This is a genomic window from Thermogemmatispora tikiterensis (genome assembly GCF_003268475.1).
GTDB classification, from domain to species: Bacteria; Chloroflexota; Ktedonobacteria; order Ktedonobacterales; family Ktedonobacteraceae; genus Thermogemmatispora; species Thermogemmatispora tikiterensis.
This window is the reverse complement of record NZ_MCIF01000002.1, coordinates 1429172-1444016: the sequence shown is the minus strand read 5'-3', so window position 1 is coordinate 1444016 and position 14845 is coordinate 1429172. Positions and strand designations below refer to the sequence as shown.

Below are 14845 nucleotides of genomic sequence, written 5' to 3'. Positions count from 1 at the left end.
CTACTGAAATAGTTCCCAGCCTCGGCTCTCCTCGCTATCCTTCTCCCCCGGGCTGGGCTGCTCCTGGAATGCCCTGCCTGTTGTGATCACGGCTGCCTGGCTCGGTGCTGGGCAACGCTACGAGAGCAGTTGCTCGCGCTTCATATGAGTATAGAAGACGTACTTATTGCCACAATAAACAGAAGAGGCGTACTCGATCGGTTGATTGCGCTCGGTATAGGTAACTCGCCGCGTGAAGAGGGCCGGGCTGCCAACAGGGACCTTGAGATATTGGGCTTCCTCGCTGCCAATGAGTCCGGCCTCTAGCTCCTGATCAGCTTCGAGCAAAGGCAGGCCGTATTTGGTCTCTAACAGACGGTAGAGCGAGTTATGTTCCAGGTCCTCTTCGAGAAGTTTTTCACAGCCGATAAAGCTAATATGCGAAACCTCGATGGCCAATGGCTCCCCATCGGCCAGGCGCAGGCGATGAAGACGGAAGATTTGCAGCCCAGGCTTGATACGCAGCCGCTCAGCGACAGCTTCGTCCGCCGGACGCATTTCAGCAGAGAGGACGCGTGTGCCCGGCTGCTGACCGCGAGCCTTCATGTCTTCGGTGAAACCCGTCAGATGGATGAGCTGCTGGGTAATCTTGCGCCGGCTGACAAAGGTCCCTTTCCCTTGCTCGCGGTAGAAAAGCCCTTCATTCACTAGCTCGGTGATAGCCTGCCGGGCCGTCATCCGACTGATCCCGTATTGCTCACCAAGCTCACGCTCAGAAGGGATTAGATCCCCCGGCTTCCATTCACCGTTACGGATCTTTTCCCTCATGATCTCTTTGAGTTGATAGTAACGTGGCAACGGACTTTTTCTTACAATCGTGCTCATGGCTGTTCCTGTTCAGAAGATGCTTGCTTGTTCACTAATTTCTCTCAGTTGTTCGTTCGGGCCTCGCTCGCGGCAGAATTCACTTTCGGGGCCACGACGATCAAGGTCAACACAGATTACAGTATACCACATAGCCTGTCTACTTGGTATATTGTCTAGACCATACGCCTTCCTTTCCCTAAAGAAGCCCACGGTACCGTAACCGTGCGCCCTCCTCTATGGTCTACTTCGATGGTTGTATATACCACTATACCGGCAACAACAAGCCGCTATTAGCGGCCCCTGATATCGTGGCCGGCTCCTTCAAGGGGCTGTTCTGTCGCTAAGGTGAAGGTTCGGCCTGGAGGCGGATGAAGGTCGGGAAGCCTTTGAACCAGGCTTGCAGGACCTCGACGCCATCCTGATTCACAAAGCTGGCCTGAGCCGAGAGGAGGCGCTGCTCTTCATCCTTCTCGGCAAAGGTCACGGTGCAGGTGACGGTCTCTCCTGGATAAACGGCCTTCAGGTAGCGAAAATGCATTTCGGTTGCCACGAAGCCCAGCAAGCCCCCAATGTGGGTGATCATGCTACCGGTGAGCAGACCGGGGAGGATACGCCTGCCGTACCAGCTAGCCCGGGCGAAGGTTTCGTCCAGGTGATACGGATTATAGTCTCCTGTCAGGCCACAAAACAGTGCCATGTCCCCTTCTGTAAAGGTGCGGCGAAAGACGTAGCGCTGCCCGGGCTGGATGGCCGCGAAGGCGCGGCGCACCTGCTCTTTGAACTCTGCTGATGCAGCCATACGGGTTTTGCTTTCCTCCTTTCTCCCGCCTCATGGGCAGAAAATAGACTTGACCAGACCAGCTAGAGGTGTGCGTGGGTGGGGCCTCACCCGTGCTTAGTTGCGCCAGATGAGCAGGGCATCGAGCACCTCCACCTGGTCGCCGTTGACCAGCAGGGGATTGATCTCCAGCACTTCCAGGTGGGGGGCCAGTGTCTGGGCCAGCAGCGCGATCTGAGAGATCACGGCGCTCAGGCGTTCCAGGTTGGCGCCTGGTTGGTTGCGAAGGCCGCGCAGTAGTGGAAAGCCGCGTAGCTCTTCGAGCATGCCCCGAATCTCTCGACGTTTGAGGGGCAGCGGGCGCAGCGCGATATCGTGGAGCACCTCGGCCCATAGACCGCCGAGACCGATGGTCAGGGTAAGGCCCCAGACCTGATCGGCGAGGATACTGACCAGCAGCTCGTGGCCCTCCTGACGCATGGGGCTGACGAGGATGCCCTCAATCGCACTCGCGGGCACATGCTGACGGGCGGCTGTCAGGAGGCGGTTAAAGGCCCTTGTGACCTCCTCTTCGCTGCTGAGGTTCAGAGCAACGCCGCCGATGTCGCTTTTGTGCAATATCGCGGGCGACTGAATCTTCAGCGCCACCGGAAAGCCGTAGTGACGAGCGGCGGCCAGGGCTTCGGAGACAGAACGCGCCAGTTGGGCTGGCACGAGCGGGATACCGGCCTGCTCCAGGAGAGCGCGCGTTTGAACCTCTGACCAGCTGCCCATGCCAGAAGCGGCGAGCGCGGCCCTGTCCAGGGCCAGCGCCGGCCCTGGCTGTGGTTCCTCAACGTCTGGTTGCTGTGATTGGCTGAGCTGCTCTGACCACCAGAGCAGCCGACCCAGGGCGCGCAGGCCATGTTCGAGGCCGGCAATAATATGAAGACCGGTGCGCTCAACGATTGGCAACAGCGCTGCTGGCAGGTCGACACAGGTATTAGAGACCAGGAGGATGGGGCGCGGCGAGGTATGGACCAGATCAGCCAGGCGCTCATACTGATTGTAGAGGGCCTGCTGACCTTCGGGATTAGGGCGGCGCAGACCGTCGATGCTCACCACGTTGAGCACGAAGTCAAGCTGAGGGTCTTCGCGCACGATGGCCAGGGCTCGCTGTTGGAGTGTGCTATCGACAACCACGTAGCCGGTCACATCGAGCGGATTGTGAGGAGTAGCAAAGGGTGGCAGCACGGCCTGCAGTCGGGCGCGTGTTCTGTCGCTTAGCTCGGGTAGGAGCAAGCCCTCATCCTGGGCGCGATCAGCGATCAGGTCGCAGGCGCCACCCGAGGGCGTAACCGCGCCCAGGCGTCGGCCTGGTAATGGGCCGTGATAGGCGGCGAGTGCGGCGGTCGTCAGCAGGTCCTCTAGCGAGGAGACGCCGATGATGCCCAGTTGGCGCAGAGCAGCGGCGTTGACCGCCGCATCTCCGACCAAAGCCCCTGTGTGGGCAGCGGCGGCCCGTGAACCTGCCTCACTTCGACCAGCTTTGAGCGCGACCAGTGCACAGTGCTGGGCTTGCGCGCGGGCTGCAAGCTGGCGCAGTGTCTTCGGCTGGCGAATGCTTTCGAGGAAGAACGCCACGGCTCGCGTGGCGGAGTCGGCCAGCAGATACTCAAGCACATCACAAAGGCTGATCATCCCTTCGTTGCCCAGCGAGACCAGAAGGCTCAGGCCGATAGCATGGGCCTGGGCAAAGGCGAGCACGGCGCTGGCCAGCGCTCCACTTTGGAGCACCACGGCCACTGGTCCGCTGCGCAGGGGGAAATTGATGGGCAGTCCATAAGGGGTAATGCCGGCGCTTGCATTGATGAAGCCGTTCCCATTCGGCCCCAAGATCAGCAGGTCATGAGCCTGGGCAAAGGCCAGCAGCTCCCGCTCTCGCTCTTCTCCCTGTGGGCCGGTCTCGCGGAAGCCGGCTGTGAGTACTACAAAATGGCGCACGCCACGCGCTGCTCCTTCAGCGACAACTGGCAGCACCTGGGGCGTCGGCACCATGACAAAGGCCAGGTCCGCCGCCTCCGGCAGAGCGCTCAGCGTCGGCAGGGTGGCCTGACCGTGAACAGAGGGACGCCGCGGATTGATCAGGTAGAGCGGGCCAGAGAAGTTGCTTGCTGTGAGGTTTTGCACAAGATAGGTCGACCAGCGTGCCTCGTCGCTGGCCCCGACCACAGCGATACTGCGCGGGTGAAAGAAGGCCTGCAGCCGCTCTGCTGCGATGGGTTTCTCCTGCTCCATGAGCCTTTCATCCTTTATGGGATGCGACATTGCAACGGTTCGACAACGACCACAGGGGCCTATTGGCAGCAGCAGCCTCTGGCCGCTTGCTGCCTGAGCGCCCTGCTGGTCATACTGGCCTCTAGCCGGACAGGCTTGCTCACATACCCTATTCCAGCAGGCGGAAAAAGGGCAGTGGTGGGCGCCCGCTCACTTGTTCAAAACTGACCTGAACCGCAGCGCCAATGCGCACGCGCTCGCGCGGCGCGTCGATCAGGCGGGTCATCAGGCGCACGCCCTCCTCCAGCTCGACGATGGCGATGATGAAAGGGGCCTCGGCAGCGAAGGGGCCGAAAGCGCGGTGGACGATTGTATACGAGTAGATGGTCCCTCGGCCCGAGGCGCTGACCCATGCGAGCCGGTCACTGTGGCAGTGCGGGCACAGGCTTCGCGGATAGAAGATGTGGCGTTGGCAGGCTGTGCATAACTGTAGACGTAGCTCCCCCTGCTGGATGCCTTCCCAGTAAGGAGCTGACTCGGGATCGCTCTGGGGGAGGGCGTAGGTTGCTTCCTCACTCATACTGCATGCTCTCTTTCAATCTTTGCCAAGCAGAACGGTGGCCGCTGAAGAGAGAACGCCGCCAGTGCCGTGGGCCAGGGCAAGACGGGCTCCGGGGACCTGTCGCGGGCCACACTCGCCGCGCAATTGGCGCGTGGCCTCGATGAGCAGAAAGATGCCGTACATGCCGGGGTGGCAATAGGAGAGGCCACCACCATTAGTATTCATCGGAAATGGGCCACCCGGAGCGGTGCGTTGGCCACTGACGAAGGCCCCTCCTTCACCGAGCGGGCAAAAGCCGAGGGCCTCCAGGGTCATGATGACCGTGATGGTGAAAGAATCGTAAATTTCCACAACGTCGATCTCTTCGGGCCGCAAGCCGGCCATTGCAAAGGCCGCCTGGCCGGAGGCAATGGCTGCCTGATGGACGGCCAGATCAGGCATATTGGCGATCGTTGCATGGGTATGGGCTTCTCCGTGTCCCAATACCCAGACCGGAGGCTTGCGGGCCTGGCGTGCTCGCTGGGCTGAGGCCAGCACGACGGCTCCGCCGCCATCGGTGACAAGACAGCAATCGAGCAGGTGCAGGGGTTCGGCGATCCAGCGCGAAGTGAGCACATCCTCAATCGTGATGGGATCGCGCATCATGGCCTTCTCGTTGAGCGTGGCCCACTTGCGTGTCGCCACCGCTACCTCTGCCAGTTGCTCGCTGGTCGTGCCGAATTGGTGCATGTGGCGCATGGCGGCCAGGGCGTAGGCTCCTACCGGCGTGGGTAGTCCAAACGGCCCTTCGAACTGTTCTGTGAGGCGGTATGTCGGACTGACTCGCCCGCGGGAACGGTCCGAGCGCTGGGTGCTGCCGTAGACGATGAGAGCCACCTCGATGAGACCGGCTTCGATGGCAGCCACAGCATGCTCGATGTGAGCCTCAAACGAGGAACCGCCGATGTTGGTAGAGTCGCTATAGCGCGGTCTGAGGCCGAGATACTCGGCCAGGGTCAGAGTAGGAGACCAGGACCAATTGCCAGCGCAGAAGAGGGCGTCGACCTCATCAAAGCTGAAACCAGCATCTTCGAGGGCGGCGCGGGCCGCCTGGGCTTGCAGCTGCAGGACGGTCTTATTAGGGGTGTAGCCCAGGTCGGACTCGGCAACGCCGACAATGGCGGCGCGCGGACTACGCGGCGCGGATACTCTGGACATGCATGCCTCCAGCCTGTCTACGTGTTTGTAGTATTAGTGTATCATCTCTCCTGTGGCTCAGCCCAGGTGCAGGCCAGGTAACTCGCAGCAATTCACACAAGACTAGTGTGGTGGTAGTGGCTAAGCAGCGCATGGACGATGATCCCTTCCCGCCGTGCCAGTGAGCCGGAGAGGAGCGCTTTGCAGCGGCAGAGGGGTGTCAGCCGTTCTATAAACAGACGGCCAGTCTGCGGCAGGCAGGTCCATCTCTGGACAGGCCAGACGGACTGGCAATGCGAGGTCGGAAACGGAAGGAGTCATCTCTGCATGGACGAGGAGACGTTTGCTCAGGCGGAAGAGCTGCGTTTACGTGAGGCCACGAGCCACGAACGCAACTGGGAGCGCTGGGGTCCCTATCTGGCCGAACGCCAGTGGGGGACGGTGCGCGAGGACTATTCCCCAGACGGAACCTGCTGGGACTATTTTCCCCATGATCACGCGCGTAGCCGCGTCTATCGCTGGGGCGAGGATGGATTGCTCGGCATCTGTGACCGCGAGTGTCGGCTCTGCTTTGCTGTGGCCCTATGGAACGGCCAGGACCCGATTCTCAAGGAACGGCTTTTTGGGCTGACCAATGCCGAAGGCAATCACGGCGAGGATGTCAAAGAATGCTATTTCTACCTCGACGCTGTGCCCAGCTCGGCCTACCTGCGCGCCCTCTATAAATATCCGCAGCGGGCCTATCCCTACGCGCGCCTCGTCGAAGAGAATCGCCGACGCTCGCGGGCTGAGCCAGAGTACGAGCTGCTCGATACCGGCGTCTTTGACGAAGATCGCTACTTCGACCTCACGGTCGAGTATGCCAAAGCCTCGCCGAATGATATGCTGATCCGCCTGACCGTGGCCAACCGTGGCCCCGCAACGGCCACGCTCCATCTCCTGCCCACGCTGTGGTTTCGCAACACCTGGATTTGGGGCCAGCATGGTGAGGATTACTGGACAAAACCACGTCTGAGTACCCCCGACGGGCAGGCCCTGCTGGCCGAACATGCCTCGCTGGGCCGTTTCTGGCTGCTGGCCGAGCAACGCTCAGACCTGCCGGCGCCACGACTGCTCTTCACAGAGAACGAAACCAATTTCCAGCGCCTCTTTGGGGTGAGCAATGCCACCCCTTATGTCAAGGATGCCTTCCACGCCTATGTGATCGAGGGTCGTCAGGAAGCGGTCAATCCTGCCCAGGAGGGAACGAAGGCCGCCTTTTACTATGTGCTCACGTTGCCCGCCGCTCAGGAGTGCAGGCTGCATCTGCGCCTCTTTGCTGAGGGCGAGACGCCCTCTGCCCCCTTCGGGGAACACTTCTCGGCACTCTTCGTCCAGCGTCGGCAAGAGGCAGATGCCTTCTATGCGGCGCGTATTCCTCCTGCGCTTCCGGAGCAGGCACAGCGTGTGATTCGCCAGGCCAACGCCGGCCTCCTCTGGAATCGTCAGTTCTACAACTATGATGTGGCCACCTGGCTCAAGGGCGATCCGACGCAGCCTTCACCGCCATCTGCCCGCCTCTGTGGGCGCAATCACGACTGGAAGCATCTCTTCAATCGTGATATTCTCTCTGTACCTGACAAATGGGAATATCCCTGGTATGCTGCCTGGGATCTGGCATTTCACGCTGTCGCCTTTGCCAGCCTTGACCCAGACTTTGCCAAGCAGCAGCTCATCCTGCTCTTGCGCGAATGGTACATGCATCCCAATGGGCAGCTTCCGGCCTATGAGTTCGCTTTCTCGGACACCAATCCTCCGGTTCATGCCTGGGCTTGCTGGAGAGTTTACAAGATGACTGCAGCGCGCGGCTCCCGTGACCTCCAGTTTCTGGCCCGCACCTTTCACAAGCTACTTATCAATTTCACCTGGTGGGTCAACCGCAAAGATGTGGCCGGCAGGCATCTCTTTAGTGGTGGCTTCCTGGGGCTGGACAACATTGGTCTCTTTGACCGTTCACGTCCCCTCCCCGGAGGTGAGCAACTTGAGCAGGCCGATGGCACTGCCTGGATGGCCTTCTACTGCCTGACGATGCTGGCCATTGCTCTGGAGCTGGCCCATGAGGACCACGCCTACGAGGATGTTGCCTCCAAGTTTTTCGAGCACTTCATTGCCATTGTGGATGCCATGAATGCCCTGGGCGGCAATGGGATGTGGGATGAAGAAGATGGCTTCTACTATGATCAGCTCCTCATTGATGGGCGCAGCTTTCCCCTGCGAGTGCGCTCGGCGGTCGGCATCATTCCCCTGTTGGCGGTCGACATCCTCGATGACGAGCGGCTCACAGCCCTGCCCGGCTTCACAAAGCGCCTGCGCTGGTTTCTGGAGAATCGGCCCGATCTCGCCCGCCACATCTCCTATCTGCAGGGAGGTGGTCAGCACTCTGAAACGCATCGGCTCCTGGCCATTCCTTCGCGCGAGCGCCTGTTGCGTGTCCTGCGCTATCTTCTGGATGAAGACGAGTTTCTCTCTCCCTATGGCGTTCGCTCGCTCTCACGTTACTACCGTGACCACCCCTACACCATCGTGCTCGACGGTCAACAGCTCAGCATTGACTACGAGCCGGCAGAATCGCGCGGCGGCCTCTTTGGCGGTAACTCCAACTGGCGCGGCCCTATCTGGTTCCCGCTCAACTACCTGCTGATCGAAGCTCTGGAGCGCTATCATCGCTTCTACGGGACCAGCCTTCTGGTCGAGTGCCCCACTGGCTCAGGAAAACAGCTGACGCTGGCGCAGGTGGCTCAGGAGCTGACGAGGCGTCTTTGCCGTCTCTTCCTGCCCGACGAGCAAGGCAAGGTCGCCTGGTGTGGAGAGCAGCAGCGCTTTCTGAGCGACCCATATTGGCGTGATCTGATCCTCTTTTGCGAATACTTCGATGGTGAGACGGGGCGCGGCCTGGGTGCCAGCCATCAGACCGGCTGGACCGCTCTCATTGCTCGCCTGCTGACAGACCTGGCGAGCGAGACGGCGACTGTTTCCTGATTCTGAATGGCTGGCTCGTTAAAAGCGAGGGCGTGGGCTGGGCGGACCATCGTCGGGAGAAATCAGACCGTGGCGGATGGCGAAGCGTACCAGGTGTGGGATATCGTGCAGCCCAAGCTTCTCCATAATATTGGCGCGGTGAGCCTGCACAGTTTTAACGCTCAGGACGAGCTGGTTGGCGATCTCCTGGCTGGTGTAGCCCTCGGCGACCAGGGTCAAGACCTCTAGCTCGCGTGGACTGAGCACGCGCAGCTCATCGGCCAACTTTTCCATCTCTGCGCTAGACTGGGACTCGTGAGCAGGCTGGTCGCTTTCCTGAGCCTGGCGCTCTTGCTGTACCGTGTAGTGTTCCAGGTAGACGCGGATCAGCGAGCGGGCCAGGCCAGGGTAGAGGAAAGCCCCATTCTCGGCCAGAGCCCGGACCGCGCTATGCAGCTCGGCTGGCGCCGCCTTCTTGACCAGATAACCGCTGGCTCCGACTCGTAACGCCTGCAAAAAGTATTCCTCACTATCATGCATGGTCAGAATCAAAACCTGCGTCTCAGGCTGTTCAGTGCGGATGCGGCGGCACGCTTCTAAGCCATCCATTTCTGGCATTGTGATATCCATCACCACAATATCCGGTCGCAGTTGGCGCGCTATCTCCACTGCCCTGGTGCCAGTCTTGGCCTCCCCAACAATACGAATCTCCGGCTGAAGCGTGAGCAGAAGCTTCAGTCCCTGGCGCAAAATATCGTGATCGTCAGCCAGCACCAGACTGATCGTGCGCTCAGCCGTAGGGCCAGTGCTGCCCGGTTGCTCATCCTCCATAGTTCTCTCCCTCCTTGCCCTCATCCTGGTCAGAGGTCTCTCGGTGTTCTATAGTAATTAGGTAGTGTAATCTACCAGGGGGGAACCATTGCCAGCCTGAGTGAGCCGGGCGGGCGGCTCACATCTCTCTCTCTGCACGATTATCTTATTTCACTCATAGAGCATGCCAGAAAGAGAATGACGATGCGGATCATCTGGGAATGGCTGCGGCGCTGGCAGCTCTCTCTCTTTGAGAAAGTCATCCTCACGAATAGCCTGCTGCTGTTGGCGGAAGCCATAGCGGCTCTCTGGGTGACCAGCCATGCATTGGAAGCCCATCATTTTCTGATCGATACGGCCTTTCTGGTAGCGGCTACCTTACTCAGCATCGCCATCAATGCCTTCCTGCTACGGGCCAGCTTCAGGCCGCTCTTTCGCCTGCTAGAGGTCATCCGCCGCGTCAGTGCAGGCCAGACTGAGGCTCGGGCCGAGCTGGCTGCTACGGATTCCGAAGTGGGGCAGCTCGCTGCAGCCTTCAATGCGATGCTGGACCGGCTGGAAGAGCTGCGCCATCAGCAATCGGCGCTCATTTTGCAAGCCAGAGAAGAAGAGCTGCGGCGTGTTTCGCGCGAACTGCACGACGAAAGCAGCCAGAATCTAACCGCTGTCCTGGTCTACTGCGAAATCCTTATGCGCACCGTAGAGAGCCTGCCTGATAGAGTCATCGCTGGTGAGACGCGCCAACAGCTTGTTACAAGCTGTCAGCAGTTGAGCGAGCTGGCCCAGCGCACGCTTGATGCAATCCGTCAGCTCTCACAGCGACTGCGTCCGCCCGTGCTCGATGACCTGGGGCTGGTTGCGGCCCTGCGCTGGCTGGTTGAGGATAGCCGTCAGCGTTTTTGCCTTCCAGTTGAACTGACTATAGAAGAGCAGCCGCTCTGGCAGTGCTTGCCTCCCCTCTATGAGACCACCCTCTTTCGGATTGCTCAGGAGGCGCTCACCAACGTGGCTCGTCACGCGCGCGCCAGCCGGGCGCAGCTCTCACTCTGGCTGGCTCCTGCCGCTGTTCATCTCTGTATTCAAGATGATGGCTCAGGGTATGATCCAGGGCAGCGCAGCAACGGGCTAGGCCTGGTGAGTATGCGAGAGCGCGCTGCTCTCCTCGGTGGTAGACTGTCTATCGATGCGCACCCGGGTCAAGGGACGCGTGTTGAGGTCATTCTCCCCTTACCAGCGCCGGCGACCTGATGGCGCCACCTGCGACGAGACGTCGCAGCGCGACCCTGGTACCTGCTCTCCTTTAGCTCAGGCTATTTCCAGATGGAGGATCTGCTGCTGCGGCGTAAAGCCTCTGGCGCGTGCCTCTATTTTGATGGCCCAGGCGCCTGGCATTGAGAAAAAGACCAGCACGCTATAGCTGCCGTGCCCCTCCTGCTGGATATGGATCGGTGTCGGCCCCATAGCCATATCTGGCATCCAGGCTGAGGAGCTGACCTGAGCCTGCTCGATAGGGGTTCCCTGGGGATCAGTGAGCTGCAGTTGCAAGCGCCCTATCCCCACGCGCAGCGGCGCCTGTTCCGCTACGTGCACCTGGAGGACAGCAGGAACCTGAACAGGCCAGAGTGCGGCCAGCGTCAGGGCCGCCACGCAAGAAAAGACCAGCAGCAGCCAAAAAATCGGGCGCACACGCATCAGTGCTCACCCTCTCGACGTGGTATCCTTCTCCTCTTCACGCGCGATCTCGCGCCGCATCTGTGCCAGGCTAGAAGAGCTAGCGGACGGACGGGCGAGGCTGCGACCCAGGCCGAGGCCGGCGCCGCCACCAACTAGCAGGCCGGCAATGCCTGCCACGCTTACCCACAGCGGCAGATTACTCGTCCCACCCGAGGTCGAAGCGGTTGAGGAACTGGAAGCGCTGGCCGGGGAGGTGGGAACTGGTGTCATGCTCGCGCTGGTGGCCCCAGCGGGCTTTACCGTGAAGATAAAGGCTCCCTCGGCTGCATCACCGTCCTCCGCTGACACAGTGATCCAGCGCACGATGTAGACCCCATTACCATCCGGCTTGATGCGCACCGACATCTCTCTTGGATTGTTTAAAGGGATCGTGGCGTTCCCCTGGCTAATCAGTTCCCCGTCTGGCCCGTAGACGAAAAGATTGCTTTTGCTGGGATCGGGGTTCATATTCTCGGCAGTGAAGACTGTCACGGTCGATGGTACCTGGCTAATCGTAGAGCCAATTTTGGGATTGGCATCGATAACCTTAGCATGGGCCGAAACAGGACTGACCCCAATGACAAAGAGCAACAACGCGCCCACAAGCAGCGCACAGCCCAACTGCACCGGGCGCGTGAGTCGCCACTGAGAGTACAGCATCGTCAGCGTCCTCACTTTTTCATCTTTTCATCTCCGCAAGTGGCTCCGGCTCTGGCTCAAGTGCTGCCCTCCCCTCCCCTCCCTCTCGAAGGGAAGGGCAGCTTGGGCCAGATAACCTCTGGTCCTAGCATAAGAAGCAGCTTACCTGCTGTCCATTAGGAAGAATCCCTATTCTCCCTGGTGGACACCGTAAGGTGTTTGCACGGAGGGGCTAGACCAGCGAAAGAAAAAGTGACCTGCCAGACGATCAGTCGGCAGCAGGAAAGAAGGAGGCAGGTCTCCAGGGGAGGTTAATCAATCGGTCAACACCTGCCAGGAGCGACCTCCGTCCTGGCTGAAGAGCACGCTGGCGGGATAGAAAAAAGCGGCATAGAGCAGTGTAGACTGCACGGGCGAAAGCTGCAGTGTCATCAGATCGCTGCGCGAGAAAGTAAAGCGTTTCTGCCAGCTTGTGCCCTGATCAGCGGAGAACCACAGATCGCGGCCAGCCAAGGCATAGAGAGCTTGACCATTGGCTGAACTGACCAGGCGCGTCAGGGAAGCATTCGGAGTAGGACCGCTCAGGTGAGTGATCTGTTTACTGCCATCTTGCCAGCGGTAAAGGCCCTCATCGGTGGCACAGAAGATCAAACGTGGCCGGGTCTGCGTGGCTGTCAGGCTGAGAACCGTACCGTTGATCCCCTGGATACGCTGCCAGTGGTTCCCATCGTCGGTGGTTTCGAAGAGTCCCTGATCACCCCCGAGCAAAAGATGGTGAGGATGCGCTGGATCAGTCAAGAACAGGGGAGTCTGCATCGCTGAGAGTGCCCCGCTCGTAATCGGGCGCCAGTGCGCTCCGAGATCGGTTGTTTCGTACCAGCCAGCGTAGACGAAGAAGGCATAGAAATGACCGGCTGGGCCACTGCCTGCTTGCACTGAAAAGGGATAGGCTGAGGATGGCAGATGAGGCGGGTTACTCAGGCGCCAGCTTCTTCCACCGTCGCGGCTCATGTAGACACCGGGTTGCTCACTACCGATCCCGCTCGGCACGGCAATCACCGCGAGCAGATTGGGATCGCCGTGAGCGGGAGCAATCGAGGTCACCATCGCTGGCGCTAGCGCGCCGCGCGTCTGAGGCCAGCTCTTTCCCCCGTCGTGGCTGATGAAGAGACCGAAATGGGTCCCCAGGTAGAGACTGCGCCCATCATCGCCGATGGCCAGCGTATGCAGGTGTGTCTCCGGATTCGAGAGTGGACGCCCCGGCACTGTTGGATCAGTCGTGCTGCGTCGGTTGCTCAACAGCTCCCAGCTGGCGGCCACAATCACTGCGATCAGCACCATAGCCAGAAGAACATACGGTCCTCGTCTCGGCCGCCCTTCTCCCGCTTTCGATGCCCGCTCCTGCGAAACATATTCAACAGACTCACCCTGCTGACGCTGCTGTGAAGTCGCCATTGTTCCTCTTTCATCCGCACGCTCGGACTCAAGACCCTGGACATGAGTTGGTCTGGCTGCTCAGCGAGCACGGCCAGGACGGGACTGGCCCGGCGATGATCCCTACAGAAAAACATTACCATCGAAGGTCAATAGGGAAGATTCCCGATCTCGGGTGGTCATGGTGCAGGGCTATCGGGCTGGCTTTGGTCCATCTGGAGGGGGGAGCGCTTGCGGTTTCTTCGCTCTTGACCCCTCCCCGGGGGGTGTGGTATAGTGACGGAGGGTAGTTCCCAGGTCAGGCAATGCAGGCAGCAGAAAGGAGCCAGCCGCTGTGCAGGAAGAACGCCGTCGCGAAGTATTGAAACGGCTCTCCTACATCAAGGGCCATCTCGACGGCATCTCCAAGATGGTAGAAGAAGACAAATACTGCGTCGACATCCTGCGTCAAAGCTATGCCGTACGTCGGGCGCTAGAGAAGGTAGAAGCCATCATTCTCGAAGGGCACCTGCATACCTGCGTCCCAGAAGGTATTAAAAGCGGACGCGAGGAGGAGGTTGTCGCAGAACTCCTGCAGCTTTTCACGCTTGCAGGCAATCATTTGAAGACGCGGGAGGCCGGCGAGTTGCCTCCTGCGGAGGAATGAAGAGAAAGAAAGGATGGCGACGAAAGAGCATGAGCACTGCGAGCACCTCGGTGACACTGATCTCACCAGACATTTCCTGTGAGCACTGCCAGCGAACAATTGAAAGCACACTGAGCGCTCTGCAAGGCGTCGAGCGAGTGAGTGTCGACATCACCGGCAAGAGCATCCAGCTCTCCTATGATCCGACGCAGATCTCGCTGGAGCAAATTGAAAAACAGCTCGACGAGATCGGTTATAGCGTTGTCCACTGACAAGGCAGCTTGCTTGCTGTGCCCCGAGTTGCCTAACCAGGCAGAACGCTGTGAGGGACGGGGGCCTGCGACGCGCTTCTGCTGCGCCAGGTTCTTCCGTTCCCTCGCTGAGCAAACGGACTGATGGCTGGTTACTCTCGGGCACTGTTATCTGGAGTGCCGCCGCCGGTCTCTGAGGAGAGCTGGATGCCGAAAGAATTAGTAAGTTGTTGGTCCCGCTGATCGCGATTGCAGCGGAAAAGTCGCCTCAGTCTGGCGAGGCAGTTCTGTCAGGTCGGTGATGCGCAGCCAGCGCACCTCTAACGCAATGGCCTGGACTGGAAGCCTGGCAATGAAAGAGGCCGCCGCGGGCGATTTCTGGATGAGCCGCTTGCGAACCGCGGCACTGGCCTGCTCGTCGTTGATCAGGCGAGCCTCTGCCGTTGCCTCCAGCCAGGTAGTTGGCTCTCCTGGCCCAATAAAGATACCCACGCGCGGATTTCTCTGCAGATTCGCCAGCTTACGCGACGTCAGAATGAACGTGCAATAAAGTGTCAGTGTCTTGTGCTCCTCACTGAGCGGTTCCTCTGCATAGAAAACGCGTGTCACGTAAGGCTGACCTTGGTCCTCGGTGGCAATTGCCAGCGTATCATAGCGAGCAAGAAATTCATTAATGGTTTCTCGTAGCCGGACTTCATCCTGTATTGCATCCATGATGTTCAGTCCCCAATGGTTTCAAGCCCCGCTGGGCTTCTGGC

At 59.8% G+C, this 14845-nt stretch carries 14 protein-coding genes; 4 read left to right on the top strand and 10 right to left on the bottom strand.

The genetic code is table 11. The features are described 5' to 3' along the window. Positions 1-117 precede the first annotated feature (117 nt). The 5 genes from A4R35_RS05840 to A4R35_RS05820 all read right to left on the bottom strand — a co-directional run bounded on the left by A4R35_RS05840 (position 118) and on the right by A4R35_RS05820 (position 5639). Complete coding sequence (locus tag A4R35_RS05840) at positions 118-864, bottom strand: GntR family transcriptional regulator (protein ID WP_112427434.1); 747 nt, start codon at positions 862-864, stop codon at positions 118-120. 322 nt (positions 865-1186) lie between these two features. Then, positions 1187-1645 carry a MaoC family dehydratase gene (locus A4R35_RS05835; protein WP_112427432.1) on the bottom strand — a complete coding sequence of 153 codons (459 nt, stop codon included), beginning with the start codon at positions 1643-1645 and terminating at the stop codon, positions 1187-1189. Positions 1646-1741: 96 nt separating this feature from the next. Continuing rightward, positions 1742-3901, bottom strand: a complete 2160-nt coding sequence (locus A4R35_RS05830) for an acetate--CoA ligase family protein (RefSeq protein WP_112427430.1) — start codon at positions 3899-3901, stop codon at positions 1742-1744. A 148-nt stretch (positions 3902-4049) separates the two neighbouring features. After that, on the bottom strand, positions 4050-4460 hold the full coding sequence (locus tag A4R35_RS05825; RefSeq protein WP_112427428.1) for a Zn-ribbon domain-containing OB-fold protein: 411 nt from the start codon (positions 4458-4460) through the stop codon (positions 4050-4052). 15 nt (positions 4461-4475) lie between these two features. Further along, a complete protein-coding gene (locus A4R35_RS05820; protein WP_112427426.1) occupies positions 4476-5639 on the bottom strand; it encodes an acetyl-CoA acetyltransferase in 1164 nt (387 codons plus the stop codon). Positions 5640-5945: 306 nt separating this feature from the next. On the opposite strand from A4R35_RS05820, the gene A4R35_RS05815 reads away from it, so the two are divergent. Next, a complete protein-coding gene (locus tag A4R35_RS05815; RefSeq protein WP_112427424.1) occupies positions 5946-8636 on the top strand; it encodes an MGH1-like glycoside hydrolase domain-containing protein in 2691 nt (896 codons plus the stop codon). Between the two features lie 18 nt (positions 8637-8654). On the opposite strand, the gene A4R35_RS05810 is transcribed toward A4R35_RS05815, so the two are convergent. After that, positions 8655-9446 (bottom strand): response regulator, encoded by a 792-nt coding sequence (locus A4R35_RS05810; protein WP_112427422.1) that lies wholly within the window; start codon positions 9444-9446, stop codon positions 8655-8657. Positions 9447-9629: 183 nt separating this feature from the next. Between A4R35_RS05810 and A4R35_RS05805 the strand changes: the two genes are divergently transcribed. Continuing rightward, positions 9630-10673: a sensor histidine kinase gene (locus tag A4R35_RS05805; RefSeq protein ID WP_189361374.1), complete on the top strand. Its 1044-nt coding sequence runs from the start codon at positions 9630-9632 to the stop codon at positions 10671-10673. Between the two features lie 57 nt (positions 10674-10730). On the opposite strand, the gene A4R35_RS05800 is transcribed toward A4R35_RS05805, so the two are convergent. The 3 genes from A4R35_RS05800 to A4R35_RS05790 all read right to left on the bottom strand — a co-directional run bounded on the left by A4R35_RS05800 (position 10731) and on the right by A4R35_RS05790 (position 13232). Next, positions 10731-11117 carry a FixH family protein gene (locus A4R35_RS05800; protein WP_112427418.1) on the bottom strand — a complete coding sequence of 129 codons (387 nt, stop codon included), beginning with the start codon at positions 11115-11117 and terminating at the stop codon, positions 10731-10733. A gap of 6 nt (positions 11118-11123) precedes the next feature. Next, the gene (locus A4R35_RS05795; protein ID WP_112427416.1) at positions 11124-11798 is read right to left on the bottom strand and encodes a copper resistance CopC family protein; all 675 of its coding nucleotides are present in this window, start codon (positions 11796-11798) and stop codon (positions 11124-11126) included. Positions 11799-12092: 294 nt separating this feature from the next. Further along, the gene (locus tag A4R35_RS05790; RefSeq protein WP_112427414.1) at positions 12093-13232 is read right to left on the bottom strand and encodes a WD40/YVTN/BNR-like repeat-containing protein; all 1140 of its coding nucleotides are present in this window, start codon (positions 13230-13232) and stop codon (positions 12093-12095) included. A gap of 313 nt (positions 13233-13545) precedes the next feature. Between A4R35_RS05790 and A4R35_RS05785 the strand changes: the two genes are divergently transcribed. After that, positions 13546-13857 carry a metal-sensitive transcriptional regulator gene (locus tag A4R35_RS05785; protein WP_112427412.1) on the top strand — a complete coding sequence of 104 codons (312 nt, stop codon included), beginning with the start codon at positions 13546-13548 and terminating at the stop codon, positions 13855-13857. 29 nt (positions 13858-13886) lie between these two features. Beyond that, a complete protein-coding gene (locus A4R35_RS05780; RefSeq protein WP_189361373.1) occupies positions 13887-14108 on the top strand; it encodes a heavy-metal-associated domain-containing protein in 222 nt (73 codons plus the stop codon). Positions 14109-14306: 198 nt separating this feature from the next. Here A4R35_RS05780 and A4R35_RS05775 read toward each other — a convergent pair whose 3' ends face one another. Continuing rightward, positions 14307-14801, bottom strand: coding sequence for a pyridoxamine 5'-phosphate oxidase family protein (locus tag A4R35_RS05775; RefSeq protein WP_112427409.1), 495 nt, complete (start codon positions 14799-14801; stop codon positions 14307-14309). Between the last annotated feature and the right edge of the window lie 44 nt (positions 14802-14845).

Excerpts from the sequence above, each read along its gene's own strand:
- A4R35_RS05840 (WP_112427434.1), bottom strand. The coding sequence starts at position 864 with ATGAGCACGATTGTAAGAAAAAGTCCGTTGCCACGTTACTATCAACTC.
- A4R35_RS05835 (WP_112427432.1), bottom strand. The coding sequence starts at position 1,645 with ATGGCTGCATCAGCAGAGTTCAAAGAGCAGGTGCGCCGCGCCTTCGCG.
- A4R35_RS05830 (WP_112427430.1), bottom strand. The coding sequence starts at position 3,901 with ATGGAGCAGGAGAAACCCATCGCAGCAGAGCGGCTGCAGGCCTTCTTT.
- A4R35_RS05825 (WP_112427428.1), bottom strand. The coding sequence starts at position 4,460 with ATGAGTGAGGAAGCAACCTACGCCCTCCCCCAGAGCGATCCCGAGTCA.
- A4R35_RS05820 (WP_112427426.1), bottom strand. The coding sequence starts at position 5,639 with ATGTCCAGAGTATCCGCGCCGCGTAGTCCGCGCGCCGCCATTGTCGGC.
- A4R35_RS05815 (WP_112427424.1), top strand. The coding sequence starts at position 5,946 with ATGGACGAGGAGACGTTTGCTCAGGCGGAAGAGCTGCGTTTACGTGAG.
- A4R35_RS05810 (WP_112427422.1), bottom strand. The coding sequence starts at position 9,446 with ATGGAGGATGAGCAACCGGGCAGCACTGGCCCTACGGCTGAGCGCACG.
- A4R35_RS05805 (WP_189361374.1), top strand. The coding sequence starts at position 9,630 with ATGCGGATCATCTGGGAATGGCTGCGGCGCTGGCAGCTCTCTCTCTTT.
- A4R35_RS05800 (WP_112427418.1), bottom strand. The coding sequence starts at position 11,117 with ATGCGTGTGCGCCCGATTTTTTGGCTGCTGCTGGTCTTTTCTTGCGTG.
- A4R35_RS05795 (WP_112427416.1), bottom strand. The coding sequence starts at position 11,798 with ATGCTGTACTCTCAGTGGCGACTCACGCGCCCGGTGCAGTTGGGCTGT.
- A4R35_RS05790 (WP_112427414.1), bottom strand. The coding sequence starts at position 13,232 with ATGGCGACTTCACAGCAGCGTCAGCAGGGTGAGTCTGTTGAATATGTT.
- A4R35_RS05780 (WP_189361373.1), top strand. The coding sequence starts at position 13,887 with ATGAGCACTGCGAGCACCTCGGTGACACTGATCTCACCAGACATTTCC.
- A4R35_RS05775 (WP_112427409.1), bottom strand. The coding sequence starts at position 14,801 with ATGGATGCAATACAGGATGAAGTCCGGCTACGAGAAACCATTAATGAA.